Consider the following 26,570-nt stretch of genomic DNA (forward strand, 5'->3'; position numbering starts at 1 on the left):
TCTTAATTGTAGTTCACATTAAAAGCTCAGTTGTAAGCCTATGTTATATACGGCCTGAATCGGATAGCCTATTCCTTTTCCACCCATCTCGACATCCCACATTTTAAAAGAGCTTAAGGCAAATAAATTCATTCCATTGGCGTATACCCGAAGGTTTTTTGCTTTGAGGCGTTTCATCAAACTTTCCTTAAACGTGTAACCTACTTCCACTGTTTTCAATCGAAGGAAAGCACCACTACGCATCCACCAGGTACTTCTTTGGTTATTATTCGCTATAATGTTTTCACTTAGACGAGGCCAAAAGGCGTATAGATTTCGATTTTCTTCACTCCAATAACTATCGGCAATGACCTGTAGAAGGCCGTTTTGCGAACCACCATTTAAATAGAAGGGCGAAATATTTTCGGGATTAATGAAAAAGGAAGAGCGTGCAGATCCCTGAAAGTAAAAGCTGAAGTCTAAGCCCTTTCCACCCACAGTACCGCCAAAGCCATAGATCATTTCTGGCGTGGTAGGGTATCCGATCGCGACGCGGTCTAAATCTGTGATCTGTCCATCGCCATTTACGTCACGGTATTTGATGTCTCCACCCAGGTAATCTAAGCCCGGTTTTCCGAATTGAACCGGAGAATTCAGTACCTCCTGATCGTCCACAAAAAGTCGTTCAGCGATGTAACCAAACTCTTGGGACGCCGAAGTACCTACTGTATAGCGACTGGCTTCTTTGTATGCGGGTTCATCCACAATCAGTTTCTTGCTTACGGCATAAGTCATCGTTCCACGTCCCTGAATGTACCAGCTGTCGCCAAAGTTTTTATTATAATTTAACGTCACATCTACCCCTTTACTTTCGGCTTTATTCGTATTGGCGACAATGGCGGCGCGAAGGCCCATTGTACTCGGTATATATGATCGGCCGGTGAGAATATTGCTCCGGATCTGTTTGTATACATCTACATTTAACTCGAGGTCTTTAAAGAGGCCGAGTTCGAGTCCTAAGTTTGTTTGGCGCGATCGCTCCCATGTGATGTCCTGATTGGCATAACGACGTATGGCGATGGTTGGTCTGGTATATCCCGAAAGCTCACCAAATCCAATCTGAAAGGCATTCATGTCGACATCAGATAAATAGAAAAAACGATCTTGCGAACGGCCGATTTGATCGTTACCAGCAAAACCATGTGTAGCACGGATTTTTAGTTTTGAAATGACATCTTTGACAGGTTCGAAAAATGATTCATTGGATATATTGTAGCTAAGCCCAAAGGAAGGAAAAAATCCTAAACGTCGATTTTTGGCAAAACGTTCTGAACCATTGTAACCAAAGTTGAACTCGGCGATATAACGATCATCAAAATTGTACGAAAAGCGACCAGAAAGACCGATATTGCGTGAAGGCAGCGACAATTGCAAGTTTCCGGCATTCCCACTCAATGAATTTTGAACTAAACCGATCACTGTAGCCCCTACATTATGCTTACCAAAAGCATGGTTGTAGCTGGCAATCGCATGCGCATAAAACATCGAATTTACTTCTTTTGCAGACTCCGAATAATCGAGGTATTCGGTACCAACAGTTCCAATCGATCCCAGTGAACCATCATTCATGACCCGGAGGCTTAGATCGCCAGTCGCATCAGCAGATGCTGTGTAATAGAAAGGATTATATTTGCGGCTTACTTCAAAGTAAGCATAACGTTTTAGATAAGTCATTGCCGTAAGGCTCAGCCCTGGGATCAATGCATTCAGATTTTGGTTAATCTGAATCTGTGGCATGATCGTCGAGGTATTAAATTCTTGGTAACCACGTACCATTTCGGCGTAAGGGTTTACAAATAAACCACCATTCCTATTTAGTGCATTACCAAATAAAGGGTGATTCATGTATGGCATATACGAAGACGGATAGATCGCCGGGAACATCACAGGATTTGACCAGATGGCGCGTCTGAAGGTCGCAGCTCCACCATTGATACGGCTTCCATTTTCGTCTGTGCTGCCGATCGGTCCATTGTAATCGTCAAACTGAGCATATACACGTACGATACCTGTTGTCGTAGGGGTAAAGTTGATATCAACATTTGAACGGACGGAGTAATTTTTTAACTTGATATTGTTATTGAAATTGTTGATTCCGTTCATCTTTAAAATACCATTGTCGATGTTATATGTACCGGATAGGTAGTACTTTGCTTTTGCTCCACCGCCGCTGATATTTAAGTTATTACGTTGGTTTATGGTGTAGTCTTTTATAAGCTGGTCAATCCAATTATTATTCGGGTAGAGCAGCGGATTGTCTCCGGCTCTTGTATGGTCAATTTTGGTCTGCCAATACGGGAGCCCCTGTCCACTGGCCGCATCAGCGGGCCTTGTCAGGTAGGCCTCGTTGGCCATTTCCATGTAGCGGATGTTGTCTGCAAATTTAAAATTGCGGGTATTGGTAGAAACATTACTTTCCGTACGGAATTCAAATTTGGTAGCCCCTTCTTTACCCAGTTTTGTGGTGATCAGAACGACGCCGTTTGCACCCCGGGCACCATACATGGCGGCCGCATTGGCATCGCGAAGGACAGAAAAGCTCGCAATATCATCGGGCTGTAAGCGGGCCATATCGGTCGGTGAAGATTCGATGTTATCGATGAGAATCAATGGGTCCTGTTTTCCGGTACCAAAACTTCCAAGTCCCCGAATAAAGAAATTTGCATTATCAGATCCAGGCTCACCACTGCGTTGAAAGGCAATCATACCGGCAACCCTTCCGGCGAGCATAGTGGTTAGGTTGCTCGTCGGGCCTTTTAATTCTTTCGGGTTAATCGTGGTTACGGAGCCGACTACGGAAGCTCTTTTTTCGCGTTGACCAAAACCCGTGACAACGACATCGTCGATAACATTTTCGTTTAGTTTAATTTGGATGTCTAAAGTGATGGTATTGTTGGCATCTGGTTTTTTCCCGGTCAGGAGAATTTCCTGACGTGCGTAGCCGACACTACTAAATACTAATGTCGCAGTTTTGTTAGTATTAAGTACATAGTTTCCATTTCCATCCGTAGATACGCGCATAGTGCCCCCCAAGACACTTACTGTGACGCCTGATACCGCTGTACCGTCATTTTCCGAGGAGACTTTTCCTTGTACACGAACTTGTTGAGCCATAGCTGCACAACAAGCTGCCGTCATTAGAAATATAAAAATTCCTAGACGAGATTTAATCTTCTTCCATCTTTTCATTAATAAGAATTTTGGTTATAAATTGAGTTATGTTAGGTACAATTATCGTTACAATGAATTGGATAATTCGAGGGGATTTACAGCAAAAAAAGGGGGTGAAATGGTCAATAGTAAATGGTCGGTTTTGCACCAATAGTCTGGTGTAACCCATACGAATATCTCCCTTACTTTGGCCGAATATATCACCCTGATTTTTTGCCAATAACGTCTTGGTGCCGTCAATATGGGGCTGCGAGAACATGTTGTCGCTAGGATCAACGGCTTATTTTCATTATCGAAAGAGTTTGGTAAGTAGCTATTGAGTAAATTCACTGTTAATGTCTGCTTTTACACGAAACAGTACATTGTTGTCTGTCGTTGATGGTGTATTGACATCAGTCGTCATCCTATTTAGATTTACCTCCCCATTTCCGCTATTTACCGAGTTTTCCTGATCGTTAGTCTAAAGCCCATAGGCTAGGGACCTATTGTGTTGTAGTTTTGAGTCAACAAATAAGAACAAAAACCATCATGAGCATCGATGGAAATGCTCAAGCTTCATCACAATTGAAGAGCAAATTATTTAGATGAAAAACTAACACTATAAAAAAAGACATTATGAAAGCAATAGTAAAAATATTCGCAGTAGCAGCTTTAATCGCCGTATCAACTTTCGCTATGGCAGCTGAAGGCCACGGTTCAAAATCAGCAAAAGTTAACCTTTACACAGCAGATTTCGCTTTAGAGCACTATGTTGCAGTAACGACTGCGGGCGAATCGGCAGGAGTAGTGCAGTTATTCACAGAAGATTTCAATCAAAAGATCCAAGCTTCCAATGCACAGTCTAACAGCCGTAGTGCCGTAGTTAAACTATTGAAAAAGCAAAAAGGGGAGAAGCTGAACTGTACAGTAAGCACAGATATTTTAGAAGAATCCGCAGACTATATGGTCGCTAAAGTGACCTTGAAATTTGAGCACTTCACCAAAACAGATCTTGTCACCTTGGAGCGTGTGGGTGATGACTGGAAAGTATCCAAATCAATCAATTCGTATAAATAGAACTTTACAACTGGTGGTTTGCCAGTAATAAAAGACAAACCACTAGTGAATCATCTATTTAAGTTTAGTTTAGAAGCCAGGCCGTGAAATCTGGCGTTTTTACGTCAAAAGGGCCTGATTCTCATCAGACCCTTTCTCTTAGCGTTTATTTGTACAGTAATTTTTATGTTTCCTATCGTTTCCTCTTTTTTGTTTCGTCATCCAATGTTTTTAAAGACTATTGGATTTTCACTGTACGACGCCAATTTTTATGTTGAACCTTTCCTTCGAAAGATAGCTTGGAGCCGCTTTGTATTATAAGAACAATTGCCATTTGCAAATAGTTTTATAATTTTTTACTAACTGCAGTTTTAATTCAAAAGACTTACGCTCGTAGTGAAGTACAGGTTGGACTAGTAAATATTTGCAACATCCTTTGATTATCAACCAGAGCTTACAACTCGGGATTAATCACGAAGGACCGCTAATCATAAAATACCTTCAGCTGCTGCAGCCTCTTTTTCACTAGCTTACTCTTCATCGGTTCAAAACTCATGATTTCTTTGCTGTTCTGTTTTACGGATACCCGAAACGGCTGGTTTAGCTTTGCTGTCACATGATAGATAGCCACCAGCTCAGCGAGGTCTTCAAACCATGCAGCTGTACTGTAAAGTGAAGCGAAGGGCGTTTTTTGAAGCTCTTTGTATATTTTCGGTGCATCAGAAACCGGCACCTGCTTCCCGCTCCGGAAGCGTGTGGTTGCCAGCAAAGGGCTGATGAACGCTTTCTCGGGCACATTCGCGGCATGCCAGATACCCCGGGTAAATGCTGTAGGTGCCGCAACTGTATCGTCCTCGCCGTAGTGAGGTGTAAGAGCCAGTACCGCATCCACCACATGCGTTGCCTCGTGAAGCAATACGTACACCATAGCGTCCAACTCGCCGGCATCTATCGTTACCTTCAGTCCGCTGTCTTCAGGGAATTTGTAGTATGAATTCTCCTTCCATGTGGCCCATTGGGAAACAGTTTCGTTAATAATTTCTGCACGAAAAGTAATGTTGAATTTTTGGCTTGAATCGGCTGTTTCAACCGGTGATGTAAGTGCCGTATTGGGCATATTATCCATGAAACTTATACTGTGCAGATGTTGCTTCAGAATTTTACTGTGCAGCGGCGACAGCATACTAAAAGCCTTTGCGACCTTGTCTTTTTCTTTGGCTGTCAGTACATGATCCACAGGCTGCATCCCTGCTTCGCGAAATTTGTTGAAAACTTCATCCGGTGCCGGTTGTATTCGTTCTGCCAATGCTGACATGGACCGGCTTTCTGGAATTTGCGCGCGAAGAGCCATCGGGATAAAAAGAGAAAAAAATAAGTAAGTAAAGAATCTGCTTATCATATTGAATTTTGTATTGGAACAACAACGACTGAATTTAATTTATGGCAAGAAATTTTGCCCGGAATGCTGACGGCGTTTCACCTGATTTCTGCACAAATAGCCTGCTGAAGTATGCTGGATCTTCATATCCCAGTTCATAGCCAACCTCTTTTGCCGTCAGATTGGTATGTACCAGCAGCCGTTTTGCTTCTAACAGAATTCTGTTCTTGATCACATCATTGGGCTGTGGCAGGTTGAGTCTTTTAAATTTATGGCTAATTGTTTTTGGAGCCATAAACAGCAGTTCGGCATAATCGGCAACATGGTGCTTTTCTTTATAATGTTCGTCAACCAACAAGGTAAATTTCCTGAAAAACTCCAGGTCGCTGTTCTGTTCGTTAAGTTCTTTATCGAGATTTTGCTTTTTCCACAAACGTGCGGATTTGATGAACAATTGTTTAAGATAGGTACGGAGCATCTCTTCCAGCGAGGTATCGTTCAATCCGAACTCATCCGTCATCTGTCCGAAAATATAGCTAAAGAAGGGAATTTCGTCCTTGTCCAATTCCACCATCGGCATATTGTAGATGTTGCTGAACAGCAATCCGTTGCAGGCTACTTCCTCATCATGTATCTGGATACAATAAAAGTCGCGGTTGTAAAAGATGAAGTGTCCCTCTTCTTTTCCAAGCTTCTTTATATGCAGATGCTGATTGGGGCTTACAAAGAACAGGGAGGGCTGTTTTACGGAATATTCAGCAAGATCAACCTGTAACTCAGCTCCCTTTGAAAGAAGCAGTACTTTTATGTATTGTTTATATCCCGCGCCATTAATGGAATCGACATTATCTTCATGCAACGATATAAGCCCTATGGTTTTTAGGTCGTTTCGAAATACTTTTTCACTTGCCATATTGGTCAACTAATGGGGTTAAAAATACAAATCTCAGTTCAAATAGAAACAGGAGAACACAATATTCTTGCTCTCCCGTTTTGCAATTCATCATGATTTTGCAAATTTCTCCAGCTCGGTATTGAATTTTTCCATTTCTTCGACAAACAAGGCATGACCGCTGTTTTCAAAGCGGATAAGCGTTGCATTTTTTATGCCTTTCTGTAATTGTTCGGCCCAAACAAGCGGACAGTTTTTATCATACACTCCCTGAAATATGATCACAGGGATATTGATTTTTGAAAGCTGGGGGCGTAGGTCCAAATCGCGGAGTGCCGTGATCGATTCTGTCATGGCATAAGGAGAGGCCTGCAAGTTGATATTTTCCAACCATTTTTCTACGTTTTTAGAGATATTACCTTCTTTCGCCACGAAGCCTGCGCCGAAACTTGCGATCAGATCCTGTCTTTGTGTTTTGGTTGCGTTTATCAATCCTTGTACCGCTGCATCCGGCAATCCGTCAGGAAAACCTTCCCGCTGTTTCCACGATGGTGCCGCTGCCCCAAACAGCGCTAGCTTGCTTATATGGGCGGAGTTATATTTTGTCACATAATGCAGTACCACTGCGCCACCTAGCGAAAACCCTCCAAGCGTAGCATTTTGTATGTCCAGTTTTTCCAGAACCACTTTTATATCATCGGAAAAAACATCAAAGTCATACTTTCCGTAAGGTTTATCTGATTTTCCAAAACCACGAAGTGTAATACCAATCACTCTGAATCCTCTGCGGGATAGATATTGGTATTGGTATTCGTACATTTCATCGCTCAATGGCCAACCATGAATCAATACGATAGGCTTACCTTCGCCAAGGTCGGTTACATGGAGCTTTACTCCCTTTTCTACTTCGATGTATTCTGCTCTTCCGGCAGAAGCTGGTACTCTTTTCCCTTGAGCGAAAAGAGAAGTGCTCAATAAAGTCATCACTAAGCTGATTGTTGCAATAATTGTTTTCATTTTTTTAATGTTTAAATTGTTTTAAAGTTATGATACAAAGATATAATCAGCTTGATTCGCAAGGAATGGATAATGGTGGATATGTATTGTACTTTTTTCCCTAATAAAGAATTTAAGGGTAATAGCCGTGAATCCAAGGTAATATTGAAATTTGAAGTTCTTACCAAGGCTGATCTCGTAAATCATCTATTTATTAAGGCCACGTCGAGAGATGCGGCCTTTTTATGATTTATCTATTTCTTTAGTTCGGTTTATTACCCTAAATAATCTCGTCAGGGATTTGACTCAACTGTGAAACTAAATAATTAATGGGGGAGGTCAATTCAGATTGGTTACAATCGTATTGATCAATAACGCCGTAGATTACAAACGATGATATATTAAAGCCTTCTTCGATGTCATTATAGTAAATTATTTGATTTCCAAATAAAGCAACCACCCAAAAGCCCCCACTGTCATCTCCAAATGATTTTTCTTGCCACTTATGAGGAGTTACTTTGATGAGATTCCAAAGGTTTAAAGCTTTATAATCCATTGTCAGTTCTGCTTGCAAAATAAGAAGTTCTATTTTGTCAATTGATATCGGTGGCCACATGCACTAAGATAATGAAATTTTGAAATAAATTATCTCTCCGGGAGTCTATAGGTTCATTGAATCGTTAATTCGAACGATAACTTTCACCTCCCCATTCCCACCATTTACCGAGTTTTCCCGATCGTTGGTCTAAAGCCTGTAGGCTAGAAGGCTATTGTGTTGTAGTTTTGAGTCAACAAATAAGAACAGATAAAAAACTAACAATATAAAATAAAGACATTATGAAAACGCTAGTAAAAACATTCGCAGCAGCAGCCCTAATCGCCGTATCAACATTTGCCATGGCAGCTGAAGGACCTGGAGCAAAAGCAACAAAAACAAACGTTAACCTTTCCACAGCAGACTTGGCACTGGATCACTATGTTGCGGTAACGACTGAAGGAGAATCAGCAGGAGTAGAGCAGTTATTCGCAGCTGATTTTAATCAAAAGATCCAAGCTACCAATGCGCAGTCTAACAGCCGTAGTGCCGTAGTTAAACTATTGAAAAAGCAAAAAGGAGAGAAGCTGAACTGCACAGTTAGCACTGATATTTTAGAAGAATCTGCAGATTATATGGTAGCTAAAGTAACGTTGAAATTTGAGAACTTCACCAAAACGGACTTAGTTACCTTGGAGCGTGTGGCTAATGACTGGAAAGTATCCAAATCAATTAATTCATATAAATAAATCTCAAGAACTAGTGCTCTGCGAAGCTATAGGTAGAGCACTAGTGAATCATATGTTTAAGTTTAGTTTAGAAGCCACTCGTGAGATGTGGCTTTTTTACGTTTTATGGTTACGCATCGGCTCAACTTTTCGGTAGATGTATTCTACCGCTTACATTGGACGCTTTTCACTCATATAGCCCTTGAATGAAGCCTAAGTTTGTGTAGGAATTAAAAACAACAGCATTATGGCAAAACAATTTCTAATCAAAAAGACAATGGCAGATTTGCGCAACTTATGTGCATGTGAAATTGCCGAATTACAGGATGGTACTTATCTAGGCGTACAACTTCTGGGCTATTACCAAGCAGGAGATACACCAGGTCCTATTGTTTACAGTTTATCAGATACAACGGGTTCAGACGACGGCGGGAGTATCATTGCTACTGCAGGAATTAAGTTAGAACATAAATTTCTAGAAGCGGTTAATCCGCTTTACTTTGGTGCAAAAGCCGGATTAGATACCGATTCCACCCCTTTTATACAGCAAATTTTTAATTCAGGTTATAGGAGTATAGAAATTACCTGCCAATTACTCGCAGATTCCTATTTGGGACTGCCTGATGCAACATTACAAAGATATCCTTCGCATCGGATTAGTGGCAAAGGCGGATCGGTGCATTTAACGAATAATGTCAATGACGGCTGGATAACATCACAGTCTTCATTATTGAATCCCGGTTCAACAGGAAATTTGTACACAGGCAAGGTTTTTATCGATAATTTGGTTGTAAGAAATGCCGGCCCGGATATTGGAAACATAATAGATGGGACACCTTTATCCGGTACATTTGTAGATGGGGATCGGATTTATAATGTATTTATAACCAAGTGTTCTTTTTTTAGGGTTAAACATGTTATCAAATCTTATAAAGAAAAGAGGCCCAATGACACAGACGCTTATAAAAACGGGTATTTACAATCTGTTACGATTACGGGTAATATATTTGAACAGGTTGAACGGATAGTTGATGCTGATCGATGCTTTAACTTTACTTTTAAAGATAATATGTGTGAAGGCTGTATATCCGGAATCTGGTTTAAAAATATCGACGGAAAACCTACAGTAAATGTTGCTAGGATTGTAGATAACGTATTTGAAAGTGGTGGAGTTTTTTTGTATTCCGGACCAATAGCCGGCGGAAAAATTTCTGGAAATTATTTCGAGGGTAATAATCAACCTGAGATTAAAACCTACAAAGCCCATTTGTACTTTAAATTCGGAGCGGCAACAAATTACATGGGGTTGGCTATTGATAGTAACAACTTCCAAGCGCACGAAGATCAGAAGATAGATGTGGAGTTTTCCGATATCAAGTTTGACGGAAATTTTACCACAGATGCTGAATATTTAGGGAATGTAAGTATCCGTAACAACAACTCTAATTCCTATTCTCTGGTTGAGCCGCAATCGCGGATTAAATTTTATGAAGGGAATTCAATTACTGCTGATATGTATGCAAGAGCTCGAACGGTGGTGAGTCCTACTCAAAGTCGCATTTCATTTCAACGGAAAAGACAGGAGTTATTGAGCTCAAGCTATCTATCGTCAGATGGCCATGTGATAGCCCGCATAAATATTGCCCGAATCAAAAGTTTGATGGCTAAACAGGAAGAGAGGACTTCGAACGGAACAATTCATATCATGTTATTAGCTAAAACATCAGGAATGATCACAATTGGCGCGACATTAGCGATTGTTGATTTTATAATTATGCCTGCATCAGAAGGAATGGGTTCGGGAGCAATTGATGATATATACTATAAGTTTAAATTGCGAAGTGTATTTAACATCGATGCAGGAAAGCCGATCAATTCGAATTTTACTGCTGCAACAACTAAGGCTCATTTCAATGAGGATACGGCAGCGCTTACAGCTGTTCCGGACGGCGATTTTGTAAAACTAATACTATCTACATTTGTAGCACCATCAATCGACAACTTTGGTAAGGCTGACCGACTTCTGTCATTTCAGACAATTCAAATCAATGCCAACAACAATTCGTATAACGTAGGTTATCCGGTGATTTAAAGAAAATAGGGCTGGTATACCTACTGGCCGCATTTCTTTAAATTATTACAAGTCATGCGAATTTATTTTTACCTCCCCATTCCTGTCATTCACCGAGTTTTCCCGATCGTTAGTCTAAAGCCCATAGGCTAGGGGCGTATTGTGTCGTAGTTTTGAGTCAACAAATAAGAACTAAAAACTAACACAATAAAATAAAGACATTATGAAAACGCTAGTAAAAACATTCGCAGCAGCAGCCCTAATCGCAGTATCTACTTTCGCTATGGCAGCTGAAGGGCCTGGAGCAAAAGCAACAAAAGCTAATATTAACCTTTCTACAGCAGATTTCGCTTTAGAACACTACGTAGCGGTAACTACAGAGGGAGAATCAGCAGGAGTAGAGCAGTTATTTGCAGCTGATTTTAATCAAAAGATCCAAGCTACCAGTGCGCAGTCTAACAGCCGTAGCGAAGTGGTTAAATCTCTGAAAAAACAAAAAGGCGAAAAGCTAAACTGTACAGTAAGCACAGATATCATCGAGGAATTTGCAGACTATATGGTGGCTAGAGTGACTTTGAAATTTGAAAACTTTACCAAGAGAGATCTCGTTACCTTGGAGCGTGTGGGCAATGACTGGAAAGTTTCCAAATCGATCAATTCGTATAAATAGAATTTTACAACTAGTGGTTTGCCGTTAATAAAAGACAAACCACTAGTGAATCATATGTTTATTTAAGGCCACGTCATAAGATGTGGCTTTTTTTATTGAGTAATCTTTTTGTTATTTCCCCGTGATGCTAAGTCTTTTGTTTTGATCTATTTTAGCATTTACTCCCGCATAAGTTTCTATAATATATTCGGTGGCAAGTTTCAACCCTTTTTTAGTTTCAATAGGATGAAATCCTGGCCCGGTAAAGAATTCAACTTCATTGTCAATTTTGGAGTACCAGACAAACCCAACATCTTTCTTACTTAAAGTATCTGGTCGCATTATTTTGAAGAAACTATGGAATTGATTGTTATTAAAACCAATTACTCGATGGTAAGGTACAGAGGATTGACATGTTGTTTCAACATATCTATGACCATCCCAATACATGCATCCTTTTGGGGTCAAACAATATATTATATAAAATATAATGATTATTAGACCTGAAACGGTAGAGAATCTTAGCGCAATCATGTTGTTTTTATAAAACCCCATTAGTCGCCCTCCGGTCGGAGGACTTCCTGGCCCTCCGGTTGGGGAATTTCCTGGCCCTCCGGTCGGAGGACTTCCTGGCCCTCCGGTTGGGGAATTTCCTGGCCCTCCGGTCGGAGGACTTCCTGGCCCTCCGGTTGGAGGATTTCCTGGCCCTCCGGTTGGAGGACTTCCTGGCTTTCCGGTGGTTAGATCATAGCTATATTGAAATGGTCTTGGTTGATAGTCTACAAGTATTGCGATTAATTTGACAAGAAGGTCATCAGGATTTTCAGTTTTGCCTTGGATAAATTTCTGCGATGCTTTTAAAAAACCTGGATTGAAGTTAAATATAGCTTCTTCTAAATTTTTCTCTTTTTTATATGGATCGAAAAATTTCTGAAAAATATCAATGTCGGTAGAGGCGAGCTGTTCGGATAGTCTGACTAAACAATAATCTCTCAAATTCGCAGGCGATGGATTCGCCAGTAAGTCATCAAGCTCATGTCTTTTTTTCTTCGCCTCATATAGGGCAAGAACCTCTTCTTTAAATTGGGAAAATGTTGTTGGCATGGCATCAAAAATAAGCTAATTCTATATCGGAATTTACGGAATCCCGTAAGATCATTCAAACTAAATACATCGGAATTTGCGGAATCTCTAGAATTCTATCAGACCTTTCAGAATTGCCGGAATGGTTTGATAGAAAAGGTTTTAACTGCTATAACTTTGTTCTCGAAGTCAGATGATAGATCGATTAAAATATAAACTAAGATACTAATCTGATTTCACAATGAGAAGATCTCGCGGTAGTCTTTAGCCGGTTTGGGAAGCAGCTTCTGCCTCCCGCGATTGACACTCTTACTTCCCAAAAAATTCAGAAGGCCTTCTGAAAACATTTGTAGCAATCCCGTGCATGGTGCACGGGGACTACTCATTTTTTCAACTTTTTAAATTTTTTGAATCATGTGGAGTTTAATATTATATTTTCTATTTGGAATCGGTCAACCGTCTAATTCACAACCTGGCGCAGGAACGTCAACAGTACAAACGGCAGATGCACCTCCTGTGGATCCGGGGGATAACGGGGGGGAAACGAGCACGCCAATTCCACCTCGGCCACCAAAACCATAACAAATACACAAACGGGAGGTAGCATCTAGTTACCTCCCGTTTTAAATTTATATATTGCTTTGATGGTTAATTTTAATTATTTTCGAGAAAAATGAACCATCTTGAAGCCTCTTTATATATTCCTCTCCCTGTTATTTTTTTCCTCTTGTTACAAGAAAGAAATAGATAAACAACCTTCAGTGGAAAATCCATTTTATGATATTGCATACAATTATCTCGAACAAGGTGTTTCCGATAGTGCGTTTTTAAATTTTAGTCGGGCTAAAGATATTTTCCTTGAATCTAAAGACAGTATAAATACAGGCAATTGTTTAATTATCATGGCAATTTTGCAAAAGGATCTAGGAGATTATTTTGGAGCACAGGAGACCGCCTTACAGGCCTTGAATTTTTTGAATTTCGAAAACCCCAAACATCGTATATATTTAAGTTCCGATTATAATAATTTGGGAGCCAGCACTAATAAACTTGGTGACTATAGGAAAGCAATTCTATTCTATAAAAAAGCTATTCACTTTTCAGACGACTCATTGACAACATCAGTTTATAAAAATAATTTAGCAATGAGCTATATGAATGTTAAAGAATATGATAAAGCAATTGATATTTTAGATAGTGTATTAAATGAAGTGCATGCTTTGCCAACTGAGTATGCAAGATCTTTGTCGAATATAAGCTACGTCCGATGGCGTAGAAATTCAAATTATTCAGCAGTTTCAGGTCTTTTAACAGCCCTGAAGATTAGAGAGGAAAAAAAAGATTTATGGGGCCTGAATGCAAGTCTAGCTCATTTAGCAGACTATTATGAAAGGATTAATCCAGACTCTTCCTTATTCTATGCTCGAAAACAGCTAGCCATGGCGAGACGACTTAAGAGTGGAGATGATCAGATGAAAGGCCTCTCACGAATGATAAAGGTAGGCTCGTCAGACTCAATTACCTTTTATTTTAATCAATTTGAGACAATAAGCGACAGCATCCAGCAAGCCCGCGCCGCCGCCAAAAACCAGTTCGCCCTAATCCGCTACGAAGTTGAAAAAAATAAAGCCGATAACCTGCGGCTGGAAAAAGAAAATGCCGAAAAGCAGAACCGTCTTATACGACAACGAGCCATTACCGGCGCAAGTTTCTTTTTACTCCTATTAGCTGTTGGTGGAGGAACGCTTTGGTATAAACGACGCAAGCAACGTCTAGAACTCGAAGCACAGAACCGGGTTAAAGAAACACAGCTTCATCTTTCCAAGAAGATTCACGATGTCGTTGCCAACGGCATTTACCGGGTGATGTCGGAGATTGAACATAACGAAAATGTCGATCGCGATGGTGTGCTCGATAAACTGGAAAATATGTACCATCAGTCACGCGATATCTCCCACGATGTTGAACAGGAAACGATCACAGAGACACCCTATAACGAGCAACTGGCCATCTTACTCAAATCCTTTGCTGCTGACCATCGGAAGATATTAATCGCCGGTAATGATGCCGAACAGTGGGACGATATTAGCAAACGTATTAAAGATGAAGTGAAGCATGTGCTTCAGGAGCTGATGGTCAATATGAAGAAACATAGTCAGGCCGAACAGGTCGTCATACGTTTTGACATAACAGACCAACAGCTTAACATATTCTATAAGGATAATGGTATAGGAATCCCACAAGAAAAACCGAAAGGAAAAGGGTTATCGAATACGGTTTCCCGTATTGAAAGCTTCGGTGGTGAAATTACCTTTGTGAATGAACCGGGAAAAGGGCTCAATATCACGACCACTATCCCATTATAAAAAGACAATAATGTATGTTTAAGAAAGTACTGATTGCCGAAGACCACGAGATAGCCAACATTTCTGTGCAGAAAACCCTGCACGACCTCGGTATTCACAATACCAAATACGTTTATTACTGTGACCATGCGTTGACCTGGATTAAAAATGCGATCCGCGATGGCGAACCATATGACCTACTCATTACGGATATCGAATTCGAAGATGATGATAGTCCGCAGGAGATAAAGGATGGCCTTTCACTGATCAAAGCTGTCAAGATTGTACAACCAGACATTAAGGTTATTGTCCTGACGGCCAAGGACCGTTCGTCCCTGATCAATGATATGTTCAAGAATAACGAGATTGATGGCCTTGTTCGCAAAGCGCGCCGCGATGGCCAACATCTGCGCGAGGCATTGCAAGCTGTTGATCAGAACCGAACGTACCAATCGCCGGACAGTAAAAAATTTATTCAGGAGCAGAACTCGCACGAGTTTACGCAGTTTGACCTGCATATCATTAAACTCCTGTATGAAGGCGTGTCCCAAAAAGAAATGCCCGAATATCTCCAGCAGCGTGATATCCGCCCGTCGAGTCTGAGTAGTATCGAGAAAAGGCTCAACCTCATGAAAGATGTACTAGGTTTTATCAAAAATGAACAGCTTGTTGCACACTGCAAGGAATTAGGTTTTATATAAATAATCTCTTATATTGGATTACGGTTTTCCGTAAAGACTCTTGGGGGTATCGTGCTACTTTTGTGAAAGCAAGGTAAATAACGAGGTTGGGTTACTTGCCGAAAATACGATATCTGATGCATTCAAGATATTTAGTGCCATATTTTAACCAATAAGATGATGAGAAAGGGCTATCCACCGATAGCCCTTATTTGTTTTTATGATCATTTGTAACAGCCGACTTATGAGAGATCCAGCTAAATGCGCGATCATTTAATCAGCCTGATTTGAAAAGGTATTGATTGAGTTTAGCGCATAGTAAGCGATTCCATTATCCGGATATTTTTCCAAGATCTCTTCGTAGAGCGCCTTTGCTTTTTCGGCTTGCCCAGTCTGCGCATAACAGAATGCAATATTACAGAGCGCCATTTCCCGATAGCTCATTTTTGAAGAACTCAAAATTGTAATGACACGATACTGGTCAACCCAGCTGTTTCTAGTAAAATAATCAACACTCTCTTTAAAATGTACAATCGCTGTTTCAAAGTCATTTTGTTTAAGTGCTTTCAACCCTTTTCGATGACTTTTTGGAATAGTAATTCGCAACACTAGCGCTATAACGCAGAAGATCATTACGCCATTAAATATATCATCTGTTTTGGCGATATACTCATAACCATAAAGAAAAGCGATCACAATGGCGAATACAGTTAAAAAGGATGGCCAGGATATTGACCGATTTATTGGAAGATTTGAATTCATATGGATAAGAAATACGTTTTGGCTGTAATTTCTCCAAAACTACACAATTTAGGATACAATGACTCCTACTGCCTTTTATTTTTTTGTTAAGTAGAGTGCCTGTCGAAATCTAATCAGTCCTAAGTTTAGTCTTTACGGGAAACCGTAGAATTAGCCCATAATCATCCGCTAGATTTGCTGTCAACGTAGACTGATAGTATAAAATTAATCTAATATGAATATAAGCAAATACGGAATAATGGCATCGCTGGCTCTTTCATTGGGTCTCCTCTTTTACAGCTGTGCCCCAAAATCAAAATTGATTGAAAAGTTGGAAGAACTAAGTGCGGATGGTAAGCTGGATTGTAAAGATCTGGAATATTTTACAGCTTATGTTCAGCAGAACAAGGAAGACCGTGGAATTGCAATAGTAAATCGGAGACTTTTTAAGCAGCTTTTTCCATTTCCAATTCTAGCTCACCAGGTGTCTTATATCCAATTGCTGAATGTAATCTGCCTTTATTATACCAACCCTCAATATACCTAAACACACATAACTTAGCCTCTTGCCTGGTTTTAAAGTTGTAACGGTTGAATTTTTCACTTTTAGCCGTTTTGAAAAAGCTTTCCATTGCACTATTGTCCCAACAGTTACCCTTTCTGCTCATACTTTGAACAACATCGATCTTTAATGCTTTTAATTTGTCTTTAAAGTCATTGCACGCATACTGAACACCTCTATCTGAATGAAATATTAAACCATTTTCTACTTTTCTGGCTTTTAGAGCCCTCTCTAATTCCGCAAGAGAGGTTTGCTCTGCTGACATTCCTTCACTAAGTGTCCATCCAATAATTTTTCTATCAGCGAGATCCATTACAGCTGTGAGATATAACCAACCCTCACCTGTTTTCAGATAAGTAATATCGCTTACCCATTTAGTGCCTATCTGATCGGCATGAAAGTCCCTGTTCAGAATATTATCACATACCGGGAATTTATGTTTCGAATCTGTTGTTGATATCTTCCATTTCTTGCGGATGATACTCTGGATACCTTCCTTTCTCATTATCCGCGCTACACATGGGCGTGAAATCTGTATACCCTGTCGTTGTAGATCCTTGGTAATCCTTGGACTGCCATATGTACTGTCACTGGAGTCATAGCTGGCCTTTATTTTTTTTGAAGGTCTTTCCTTGCTTTGATTTTGGAGATATCCTGATCTCTATTCTGCCAATCATAATAACCGCTACTGCTCACTTGCATTACTTTGCACATCTTCCCAACCGAAAAATTATCCTTATGATCTGCTATAAATCTATATCGTTCCGGTCTCCCTTGGAGAAGATGCTGATGGCCTTTTTTAAAATATCTCTTTCAATTGTGGCATCTTTTAATGCCTTTCTCAACAACTTGTTTTCCTGTTCTAGATTCCTGCTAGTGTCACTGGAATTGAGATCAATTCTCAGATTCAACTCATCAATACGTGAATTGAACCTGGAATCCCTTCGCCACTTACCCAGCATAGACTCATTTATACCCAGCTCTTTCGCTGCTGATGCTGCTGTCCCTTTTGCGTACGACAGTTCTACTGCCATGATTTTAAATTCTGAATCAAAAAAACGTGGTCGCTTACCCATGCCTCAAATTTAATTGTTAACTCTTTTAGTTGTAAATTTTTCCTTTAAAAAAGTCTCCGGTCAAATGTAGCAACTCCACGGCACAATTGCTTGCGCCATCTCAGGGAGAATTATTATTTTTGGTAGACAAAAAAGCAGCAAAATATTTGCACGGCAATATTTAATATAAAAAATAAATATGATCACACATCATCTGAAAGATATTCAGCATAATTCTGAAAGGGCAATCACGCCCTTTCATATTTTTGAATTGGACAGGAATGCACTGGAGGAATATAGGGAACCGCATACAAAAGACCATTTTTGTCTATTATTTGTTAAAAAAGGCAAAATGAAAATGCAGGTAGAGGACCGTCGGTACGATGTGACGGAAAATAACATCTGTGTTATATTTCCTGGACAGCTATCATCAAAAGAACAGATCAGCAGCAACTTTGAGGGCAAGATGATCCTGTTTGATGAAGTGCTGTTCTGTTCGGATATCCTTAAAAATGAGCTGAGTATTTACAATCACAACATTTCTGTCAAACTCAATCATATTGAACTGCCCGTAGCGGAGACCAAGGAAGTAGAGTTGCTGTTGGATCAGATAGAAAAACTATACCATGACCTAACATCGGTAAAGAAAGAACAGGCACGGTTTTACATCAAGATAACGTTACTTAAGCTGGTCGAGTTTGTCCACACGAAGTGGGACAAGAATAAACTGACCAATGAAAATACAAAACTCTATGGGAAATTTTTAGAATTACTGGAGCGGTATTACAAGACAGAACGTACAGTAAGCTGGTATGCGGAAAAATTGCTGATTTCACCCAAAAAATTAAATGAGATCACCAAGAAAACCGCGGGGCTGACCTCGATCGAAACCATCCACGCAAGGATCATGAATGAGATCAAGCAGCTGTTGCTGCTCTCCAGCTATTCCCATAAAGAAATTGCTTTCGAACTTGGCTTCAACTCACCCGCTGCACTTAATAAGTTTGTTAAGGCTAAGCTTGATGAAACACCCACGGACCTGCAGCAGCAATTGGCGCAAATGTATAAGACATAGGTATAAGTTGGTTGCGTGACCGCCGGAGAATTGAACGAGGTTTGTAACATAAATCTTAAACATATGTTACCAACGGTTAATTTAAAAGATACAGCGGCTTTTCAGAAGCTTACGGCACATTTCCAGATGATAAAAGATGTGCAGATCCGCAATTTGTTTATAGAAGATCCCCATCGCTTCTCCACGTTTTCAGTGCAATGGGGCGATGTACTGTTTGATTATTCAAAAAACAGAATTACTGGAGAGACGCTGAACCTTTTGCTGGAGCTGGCAAAAGAGGTGAAACTAGACCAGGCGATTGATAAAATGTTCGCTGGAGACAAGATCAATGCAACGGAGGGCAGGCCTGTTCTGCATACAGCACTGCGCCAGCCAAAAAATGCGGTAATTACTGTTGATGGAGTGAATATCATACCCCAGGTTCATGAAGTACTGGACCAGATGAAAAATTTCACACAGGATGTACTTTCGGGAAGCTGGACCGGATATACGGGAAAGGCGATAACTGATGTTGTCAATATCGGGATCGGTGGGTCAGATCTCGGCCCCGTCATGGTAACGGAGGCTTTAAAAGCATATAAAACGCCTCTGAATCTGCATTTTGTATCGAATGTCGATGGTACGCACATTTCTGAGGTCTTTAAGCATGTTAATCCTGAAACTACACTTTTTCTTATTGCTTCCAAAACATTTACCACCCAGGAAACCATGGCCAATGCCCATAGTGCGCGTTCTTGGCTGCTTGAGGCGGGGGCTGAAATAAAAGATATCGAAAAACATTTTGTTGCGCTGAGTACGAATGAAGCTGAGGTGGAAAAGTTCGGAATCAATACGCGTAATATGTTTGTGTTCTGGAACTGGGTAGGGGGCAGATATTCATTATGGTCCTCAATAGGACTATCCATCAGTCTTGGAATAGGATATGATAATTTCCAGGCGTTATTGGAGGGTGCCCATGAGGCCGACGAGCATTTTCAGCATGTTCCCTTTGAAAAGAACATTCCGGTAATCATGGCTCTTTTGGGGATCTGGTATATCAATTTTTATGGTGCTGAGACCTTGGGTATTTTTGCGTATGATCAATACCTGCACCGTTTTGCGGCCTATTTTCAACAGGGGGATATGGAGAGCAATGGTAAATATATCGACCGTAACGGTCATGTAGTTGATTATCAGACAGGACCTATAGTCTGGGGCGAACCCGGTACCAATGGACAACATGCGTTTTATCAGTTACTTCATCAGGGGACTAAGCTGATACCTTCGGATTTCATCGCGCCTGCTCAGAGTTTAAATCCGCTGGGAGAACATCATAAAATACTATTGTCCAATTTTTTTGCGCAGACCGAAGCACTGATGAACGGAAAGTCAGCGGAGGAAGTGATAACCGAATTGCAGGGATCAGGAAAATCGGCTGATGAAATCGAGCAGCAGCGTAAATACAAGGTATTTCAGGGAAACCGTCCGACAAATTCATTTTTGCTGAAAAAGATAACGCCAAAATCATTGGGTAAACTGATCGCTCTTTATGAACATAAAATTTTTGTGCAAGGGGTCATCTGGAACATTTTCAGCTTTGATCAATGGGGTGTTGAACTTGGTAAACAATTAGCTAATGCTATCTTACCTGAACTTCAGGAGGATCACCAGGTTCAGGGCCACGACTCATCTACCAATGGGTTGATCAATCAATATAAGTCCTGGCGCTGATTCAGGATAGGTTTTACTCCGAGTATAAAAAGCAGAAGTAATAAACTTCTGCTTTTTATACTTAATACAGTACGCTATATGCTGTATGTCAGTGATTAAATGTATAAAAATGAATGTTGTGCTCAGTGTAAAGTATTTGATTTTGAATAGAATAATGGTTGTTTTCTGCCTTTTTGTTTTAATTTCAGTTGTTTATTCATAAGGGAGCAAATGTATATCATATAATATTCAATGTATAACATCAGCGTCTGTCATTGCAGTACTTTTGTATAAGAAATTTAAAATAAAATATGAGCAAGTTATTTGTTGCCAGCGAAGTATTTCACGGAGCTGGAAGTTTATCAGAATTAAAGAACCTTTCAGGAAAGAAAGCGATCATTGTAACTGGTGGACAATCAATGAAAAGAAGTGGGACCTTAGATAGAGCACTTTCCTATTTAAACGAAGCAGGACTTGAAACTGCTGTTTTTGACGGTGTTGAAGAAGATCCGTCTTCGGAAACAAGTCTTAAGGGAGCTGCAGTGATGCGTGATTTTGAACCGGACTGGATTGTTGGTCTTGGGGGCTGTTCTGCAATCGATGCGGCAAAAATGATGTGGGTCTTCTATGAATATCCCGATGCCGATTTTGAGGCAATGACAAAACCTTTCACTGTTCCGACATTACGCCAGAAGGCTAAATTTGTAGCGATCCCTTCTACAAGTGGTACCGGAACAGAAACAACAGGTCTGGCGGTTATCACTGATAGAGAAAAAGGGGTGAAGTATCCGATCGTTTCTTACGAGCTAACTCCGGATATTGCAATTGTAGATGGAGAAATATGTGCTTCAATGCCGGCTCACATCACATCAAATACGGGGCTGGATGCTTTGACACATTGTGTGGAAGCCTATGTGTCGAATATTGAAGACAACTATGCAGATGTACTGGCAAAAGGAGGTCTGGAAATTGTTTTTCAGAATCTGCAAGAAGCGGTGAATAATCCGGGCAATATCAAGGCTCGTCAAAACATGCACGATGCTTCATTTATGGGAGGTTTAGCTTTTAATAATGCATGGTTGGGTATTGTACACTCATTATCGCATCAAGTTGGTGCCCTTTATGGTATTCCCCATGGTGCAGCCAACGCGATATTCCTTCCAAATGTGATCCGTTACAATCACACAGCAACAAACAGATACCCTGATCTGGCCAAAATTGTTGGCAAGACATCAGCAGAGGAGCTGGCTCAGGAAATTGAGAAACTTAGAGCGTCCGTCAACAACATAGGTTCACTTAAAGCATTCGGTATTTCCCGTGAAGACTGGGAGAAAAATCTGGATTTCATCAGCAAAAATGCTTTAGAAGATCCATGTACAGGTTTCAATCCGCGTAAACCTACTTTACAGGACCTAAAAGATCTTTACAATGCTTCTTTTGAAGGCAATATCTATCAGAATTAGACCAGTTTGATGAAGAAAGTGGTTTACCCTTTAATTTAGGGTGGATCACTTTCCTCCGTTTGGTGTTTTGGAACTATATTTATTAAATTGGAATCGGAAATTCTTATTTTGAATTCATATGTGTCCTAAATAAATTTTAGGAACGGATTTCTGTGGTACAAGCATAGCTTTTTTCATCATTTCGATATTGACCCCTATTTTTCAATCTGCGAAGATCTTTAGCTGTCCCTTTTTTCCTTTTATAGGGGGCCTGAGAAAGGGATCATCTATCCATTGCCAGATGTTTATTTTCACGAAGATATTCATTCTGATGAATGCGACCAGATTGGACAGGTTCCAGTCATATTTGGCCTTTTTTTTGTAAGTATTTTAACAGTAATATGCCAATGAGTGAAGTCCAGATCTGGATCATCACTGCATTTTCAGAAGTCCCTATGAATGTCAATACTTTTAAGCGCTGCTTTAGATGCTTGAAGAAGACTTCGATATGCCAGCGTTGTTTGTAGATGTTTGCAAGCAAAGAAGCCTTCCACTTCGTATTATTGGTCAAAAAGTGGTACTCATTGCCAGTGGTGCTGCGTAGACCGTTACTAATATCACGAACCGAATCTGCCGAGGGAAAATGACAGAAAAGCATACTGACTAGATGCGTCCAGCTGTTGATCCCTTCCTGATGTTTGTCACTTTTGTGCTTTGAAACCAAATCTTTGAATAATTCGCGGTCGATAAGAGATAAAATCTGACTAAAAACATTTAAATTTATCATGGCGGTGTGTTATAATTTTGCGATTTAAATATAGCAACTTTGCTATATCCAAACACCGCCACTTTTTAAACGTTTTGGACGCAAGTGTTTTGAATTGTATAGTAATAATAATGTTAAATAGAAAGTCCCATGATAATAAACCGCAGAGTTCCATTTAAATTTCTATTAAATGGAATTAAGGTACAATTGTTTACAGTTGCCCTTCTGGGGGTTACTTTTGGTCTATTACCATATTATGCGCCGGATATTTCCATTCACATAGCGACAACATTGGGTATTGCGATCTCGATTCTGTTATCGTATAAAATCAACCAGTCCTATAACCGGTGGTGGGAAGCCCATACCATCTGGGGAGCAATCGTAAATGACAGCCGTTCTCTGATCCTGCAGCTCCAGCTTTATGTGAAAACTGAAAACGTAGATGTGGCTAAAATTTCCCATTATCAAATTGGCTGGTGTAGAGCCTTAGAAAGAGCATTTAGGCGGCTGGATATTTGGCCTGTTCTAGAAGATTTGCTCAGCGGAGAGGAAATGAAAAAGCTACGAGAACATTCAAATGTCCCCTTTGCGATCAGTCAATTACAGAATGGATGCTTGAAAAAACTTTATGATGAAAACCTGCTGAATGAATTTGCTCTGCTTCAGATTGAAAAAACATTAAATGATCTTGTAGCATCGATGGGAAGAGCAGAGCGGATTAAAAATACCGTTTTTCCACCGACATTTGGTCAGATATTGCATGCCGCCATCTATTTGTTTGCGGTTTTTCTAAGTCTGTCATCCTCGTTCCACTTAAACATTGTGCTGCAGGTTGTCATTCTTATTTCGGTTTCGATGATGTTTTTTTTCTTGGAAATGCTAGCGCATAGGCTTCAGGGTCCTTTCAGCAACAGCCCTACGGATACGCCTATGACCGCACTTTCACGAACGATAGAGATCAATATCCGTCAACTATTCAATGAGAAGGAAATCCCAGATCCAATTGAGCCGCAGGGATTTTATCTTATGTAACCTTAAAGCATTGTTTTATGAAAATTTTTGGTAAAAATACAGAAGGCTCTAAAAAGAGAGACCTTTCAGATCAAAGTCCAAGCGAACAGAATTCCGAAGGTTTTGTACGTGTCAGGGGAGCCAAGGAACACAATCTCAAAGATGTTGATGTCGATATTCCTAGAAATAAGCTTGTCGTATTTACGGGGATATCGGGTTCGGGTAAATCTTCTCTTGCATTCGGTACGATCTATGCGGAAGCACAGCGAAGATACTTGGAGTCAGTGTCACCCTATGCAAGACGTTTATTTAATCAAATGAATGTTCCTGAGGTCAGTGCCATTCATGGACTGCCTCCGGCTGTTGCCCTGCAACAGAGCAGGGGAGGTACTACCGTCCGCTCTACAGTGGGAAGTGTAACGACTATTTCCAATTTATTGAGGATGTTATATTCCCGGGCAGGGGATTATCCGCCCAAACAGTCTATCATCTATGCAGAAGGATTTTCTCCCAATACGCCCGAAGGAGCATGTCCTGTATGCCATGGTATCGGACGCATCTACGATGTCACAGAAAAATCGATGGTACCGGATGATTCCCTGACAATACGTGAACGGGCAGTAGCTGCCTGGCCATCGGCTTGGCAAGGGCAAAATCTCCGGGAAATTTTGATGACTTTAGGATTTGATGTCGATAAGCCGTGGAAGGATCTGCCGAAAAAAGACCGGGACTGGATCCTGTTTACCGATGAAACACCTACAGTACCCGTATATTCGGGGCTGTCTGCAGCGGAGGTACAGCGCGCAGTGAAAATGAAATTGCCGCCAAGCTATATGGGAACTTTTACCGGTGCCAAACGCTATGTTCTGCAAACATTTGCAAATACCAACAGTCCGATGATGAAGAGGCGGGTATCACAGTATATGCTGAATACGGAATGTTCGGAATGTCACGGAAAGAGATTAAAAAAGGAATCTTTGGCTGTAAAATTTGAGGGATTCGACATCGCTGATCTTTCCAATCAGTCATTATCTCAGCTGATGGCCATTTTTACTCCATATGCGGAGGGTAGATTTTTATCTAATGATAAAGATAAACATCCAGAGAAAGCTATCGTTGCCCAAAATATTGCGGTAGATCTTGTTGCACGGCTAAAAATCATGATTGATCTCGGTCTGGGCTATCTTTCGCTGGAGCGGAGCACGCCAAGTATTTCTCCCGGTGAATTACAGCGGTTAAGGCTGGCGACACAGGTACATTCTAATCTGTTTGGCGTAATTTACGTTCTGGATGAACCGTCAGCGGGTCTTCATCCTGCAGATACAGAAGCCTTGTTGGCTGTTTTGATAAAATTGAAAGATGCGGGTAATTCAATGTTTATCGTAGAGCATGAGGTTGATATTATCCGACATTGTGACTGGGTTGTGGATGTTGGGCCACAGGCGGGAGCCAATGGCGGGGAAATATTATATAGCGGTCCCCTGGAAGGACTACAATCTGTAGAACGGTCGGTAACCCGTCATTATATTGATCCGGTTCCTGTTACCAAAGAGGTTGTCAGGACAGCTGAGCACTGGCTGCGAGCCAGTAATATCACCAGAAATAATATCCAAAACCTGGATGTGTCAATTCCCTTGGGCGTTCTCACCAGTATTACAGGTACTTCAGGGTCAGGTAAAAGCAGTCTGGTAAGTCAGGCGCTGGTAGACTTGATATCGGATTATTTGGGACAGGATATGGAGGAAAGCAGCGATGAACAGCCTGAACTATCACAGGAAACCAATATTCATACTTCAGGTGTTATCACAAACGGCATGGAACACATCAAGCGGCTGGTAAGAGTTGACCAAAAGCCAATCGGCAGAACACCACGTTCAAATCTGGCAACCTATACGGGGCTGTTTGACAGGGTAAGGCAATTATTTGCTGAAACTGAGCTAGCTAAAAAAAGGAAATATGATGTGGGACGTTTTTCTTTTAATGTAGCCAAGGGACGATGTGCACACTGCAAAGGAGAAGGGTTTGTTATGGTAGAACTGTTATTCCTTCCCAGTGTTTATACACCATGTCCGACCTGTAAGGGAACCCGATATAATGACAAAACACTGGAAGTAAAGTATGACGATAAAAATATTGCCGAAGTTTTGGACATGACTGTGGATCAGGCCTGGGATTTTTTCAGCAGCGACAGGTCTTTAAGGCAAAGTCTTGAAGTCCTCAGACAGGTCGGTTTGGGTTATATACGTCTTGGACAGCCAGCCACAGAATTATCTGGGGGAGAAGCACAGCGTATCAAATTGGCATCGGAACTGCAGCGTACGCAAAAAGGGAAAACTTTATACGTTTTGGACGAACCGACGACAGGACTGCATCCGTCTGATGTGGAAAAGTTGATAGGTCAGCTGAATTTTTTGGTTGATGCCGGAAATACCGTGATTACGGTTGAACATGATATGCATGTTGTGGCCTCCAGTGACTGGGTGATAGATCTGGGACCCGGTGCGGGTAAAGATGGCGGAAAGATAATTGCTGAAGGAGCTCCCGCGGAAGTAGCTAAGAATAAGCAAAGCAAAACAGCTAAATATTTGGCTGCCTATGTTTAAAAAATGAAAATTAAAGGACGCGAT

The 26,570-nt window shown here is 40.8% G+C and carries 22 protein-coding genes and 1 pseudogene; 12 read left to right on the forward strand and 11 right to left on the reverse strand.

What is annotated here, in order from left to right:
* Nucleotides 1-18: 18 nt before the first annotated feature.
* On the reverse strand, nucleotides 19-3,228 hold the full coding sequence (locus BGP15_RS01040) for a SusC/RagA family TonB-linked outer membrane protein (RefSeq protein ID WP_286768490.1): 3,210 nt from the start codon (nucleotides 3,226-3,228) through the stop codon (nucleotides 19-21).
* A gap of 597 nt (nucleotides 3,229-3,825) precedes the next feature.
* Here BGP15_RS01040 and BGP15_RS01045 point away from each other — a divergent pair.
* Nucleotides 3,826-4,266, forward strand: a complete 441-nt coding sequence (locus tag BGP15_RS01045) for a hypothetical protein (RefSeq protein WP_286768491.1) — start codon at nucleotides 3,826-3,828, stop codon at nucleotides 4,264-4,266.
* Between the two features lie 463 nt (nucleotides 4,267-4,729).
* Here BGP15_RS01045 and BGP15_RS01050 read toward each other — a convergent pair whose 3' ends face one another.
* The 4 genes from BGP15_RS01050 to BGP15_RS01065 all read right to left on the reverse strand — a co-directional run bounded on the left by BGP15_RS01050 (nucleotide 4,730) and on the right by BGP15_RS01065 (nucleotide 8,085).
* Nucleotides 4,730-5,644, reverse strand: coding sequence for a hypothetical protein (locus BGP15_RS01050; RefSeq protein WP_286768492.1), 915 nt, complete (start codon nucleotides 5,642-5,644; stop codon nucleotides 4,730-4,732).
* A 34-nt stretch (nucleotides 5,645-5,678) separates the two neighbouring features.
* A complete protein-coding gene (locus tag BGP15_RS01055; protein WP_286768493.1) occupies nucleotides 5,679-6,536 on the reverse strand; it encodes a helix-turn-helix domain-containing protein in 858 nt (285 codons plus the stop codon).
* Between the two features lie 90 nt (nucleotides 6,537-6,626).
* Nucleotides 6,627-7,532, reverse strand: coding sequence for an alpha/beta fold hydrolase (locus tag BGP15_RS01060; protein ID WP_286768494.1), 906 nt, complete (start codon nucleotides 7,530-7,532; stop codon nucleotides 6,627-6,629).
* 259 nt (nucleotides 7,533-7,791) lie between these two features.
* The gene (locus tag BGP15_RS01065) at nucleotides 7,792-8,085 is read right to left on the reverse strand and encodes a hypothetical protein (RefSeq protein WP_286768495.1); all 294 of its coding nucleotides are present in this window, start codon (nucleotides 8,083-8,085) and stop codon (nucleotides 7,792-7,794) included.
* Nucleotides 8,086-8,348: 263 nt separating this feature from the next.
* Between BGP15_RS01065 and BGP15_RS01070 the strand changes: the two genes are divergently transcribed.
* The 3 genes from BGP15_RS01070 (at nucleotide 8,349) to BGP15_RS01080 (ending at nucleotide 11,515) form a co-directional block, all read left to right on the forward strand.
* A complete protein-coding gene (locus tag BGP15_RS01070) occupies nucleotides 8,349-8,795 on the forward strand; it encodes a nuclear transport factor 2 family protein (RefSeq protein WP_286768496.1) in 447 nt (148 codons plus the stop codon).
* A gap of 226 nt (nucleotides 8,796-9,021) precedes the next feature.
* Entirely contained in the window at nucleotides 9,022-10,866 is a 1,845-nt protein-coding gene (locus tag BGP15_RS01075; protein ID WP_286768497.1) for a hypothetical protein, read from the forward strand.
* 202 nt (nucleotides 10,867-11,068) lie between these two features.
* Nucleotides 11,069-11,515, forward strand: a complete 447-nt coding sequence (locus BGP15_RS01080; protein WP_286768498.1) for a nuclear transport factor 2 family protein — start codon at nucleotides 11,069-11,071, stop codon at nucleotides 11,513-11,515.
* Nucleotides 11,516-11,626: 111 nt separating this feature from the next.
* Here BGP15_RS01080 and BGP15_RS01085 read toward each other — a convergent pair whose 3' ends face one another.
* Entirely contained in the window at nucleotides 11,627-12,598 is a 972-nt protein-coding gene (locus BGP15_RS01085; protein ID WP_286768499.1) for a hypothetical protein, read from the reverse strand.
* 215 nt (nucleotides 12,599-12,813) lie between these two features.
* A complete protein-coding gene (locus BGP15_RS01090) occupies nucleotides 12,814-12,963 on the reverse strand; it encodes a hypothetical protein (protein ID WP_159332799.1) in 150 nt (49 codons plus the stop codon).
* Between the two features lie 28 nt (nucleotides 12,964-12,991).
* Here BGP15_RS01090 and BGP15_RS01095 point away from each other — a divergent pair, with 28 nt between their 5' ends.
* From BGP15_RS01095 to BGP15_RS01105, 3 genes are all read left to right on the forward strand, one after another.
* Nucleotides 12,992-13,159: a hypothetical protein gene (locus tag BGP15_RS01095; protein WP_175441972.1), complete on the forward strand. Its 168-nt coding sequence runs from the start codon at nucleotides 12,992-12,994 to the stop codon at nucleotides 13,157-13,159.
* A 179-nt stretch (nucleotides 13,160-13,338) separates the two neighbouring features.
* Nucleotides 13,339-14,943 carry a tetratricopeptide repeat-containing sensor histidine kinase gene (locus BGP15_RS01100; protein ID WP_286768500.1) on the forward strand — a complete coding sequence of 535 codons (1,605 nt, stop codon included), beginning with the start codon at nucleotides 13,339-13,341 and terminating at the stop codon, nucleotides 14,941-14,943.
* A 14-nt stretch (nucleotides 14,944-14,957) separates the two neighbouring features.
* The gene (locus BGP15_RS01105) at nucleotides 14,958-15,623 is read left to right on the forward strand and encodes a response regulator (RefSeq protein WP_070564641.1); all 666 of its coding nucleotides are present in this window, start codon (nucleotides 14,958-14,960) and stop codon (nucleotides 15,621-15,623) included.
* Nucleotides 15,624-15,875: 252 nt separating this feature from the next.
* Here BGP15_RS01105 and BGP15_RS01110 read toward each other — a convergent pair whose 3' ends face one another.
* The 3 genes and pseudogenes from BGP15_RS01110 to BGP15_RS01120 all read right to left on the reverse strand — a co-directional run bounded on the left by BGP15_RS01110 (nucleotide 15,876) and on the right by BGP15_RS01120 (nucleotide 17,981).
* Nucleotides 15,876-16,364, reverse strand: a complete 489-nt coding sequence (locus BGP15_RS01110) for a tetratricopeptide repeat protein (RefSeq protein WP_115049894.1) — start codon at nucleotides 16,362-16,364, stop codon at nucleotides 15,876-15,878.
* Nucleotides 16,365-16,789: 425 nt separating this feature from the next.
* Nucleotides 16,790-17,530 (reverse strand): annotated as a pseudogene (locus tag BGP15_RS01115) (IS3 family transposase); the annotation flags it as partial.
* A 121-nt stretch (nucleotides 17,531-17,651) separates the two neighbouring features.
* The gene (locus tag BGP15_RS01120) at nucleotides 17,652-17,981 is read right to left on the reverse strand and encodes a transposase (protein ID WP_115049898.1); all 330 of its coding nucleotides are present in this window, start codon (nucleotides 17,979-17,981) and stop codon (nucleotides 17,652-17,654) included.
* A 178-nt stretch (nucleotides 17,982-18,159) separates the two neighbouring features.
* Between BGP15_RS01120 and BGP15_RS01125 the strand changes: the two genes are divergently transcribed.
* The 3 genes from BGP15_RS01125 (at nucleotide 18,160) to BGP15_RS01135 (ending at nucleotide 22,187) form a co-directional block, all read left to right on the forward strand.
* A complete protein-coding gene (locus BGP15_RS01125; RefSeq protein WP_034722848.1) occupies nucleotides 18,160-19,035 on the forward strand; it encodes an AraC family transcriptional regulator in 876 nt (291 codons plus the stop codon).
* Between the two features lie 63 nt (nucleotides 19,036-19,098).
* On the forward strand, nucleotides 19,099-20,745 hold the full coding sequence (gene pgi / locus BGP15_RS01130) for a glucose-6-phosphate isomerase (RefSeq protein ID WP_115049899.1): 1,647 nt from the start codon (nucleotides 19,099-19,101) through the stop codon (nucleotides 20,743-20,745).
* Nucleotides 20,746-21,035: 290 nt separating this feature from the next.
* Nucleotides 21,036-22,187 (forward strand): iron-containing alcohol dehydrogenase, encoded by a 1,152-nt coding sequence (locus BGP15_RS01135; protein ID WP_115049901.1) that lies wholly within the window; start codon nucleotides 21,036-21,038, stop codon nucleotides 22,185-22,187.
* A 340-nt stretch (nucleotides 22,188-22,527) separates the two neighbouring features.
* Here BGP15_RS01135 and BGP15_RS01140 read toward each other — a convergent pair whose 3' ends face one another.
* The gene (locus BGP15_RS01140; RefSeq protein ID WP_201303482.1) at nucleotides 22,528-22,953 is read right to left on the reverse strand and encodes a DUF4372 domain-containing protein; all 426 of its coding nucleotides are present in this window, start codon (nucleotides 22,951-22,953) and stop codon (nucleotides 22,528-22,530) included.
* 129 nt (nucleotides 22,954-23,082) lie between these two features.
* On the opposite strand from BGP15_RS01140, the gene BGP15_RS01145 reads away from it, so the two are divergent.
* Together BGP15_RS01145 and uvrA are read left to right on the forward strand one after the other, a co-directional pair.
* Nucleotides 23,083-23,964 (forward strand): bestrophin family protein, encoded by an 882-nt coding sequence (locus BGP15_RS01145; RefSeq protein ID WP_115049903.1) that lies wholly within the window; start codon nucleotides 23,083-23,085, stop codon nucleotides 23,962-23,964.
* Nucleotides 23,965-23,981: 17 nt separating this feature from the next.
* A complete protein-coding gene (uvrA, locus tag BGP15_RS01150) occupies nucleotides 23,982-26,546 on the forward strand; it encodes an excinuclease ABC subunit UvrA (protein ID WP_115049905.1) in 2,565 nt (854 codons plus the stop codon).
* The last annotated feature ends 24 nt before the right edge of the window (nucleotides 26,547-26,570 follow it).

It is taken from the genome of Sphingobacterium sp. 40-24, assembly GCF_001899705.1.
Classification (GTDB): Bacteria; Bacteroidota; Bacteroidia; order Sphingobacteriales; family Sphingobacteriaceae; genus Sphingobacterium; species Sphingobacterium multivorum.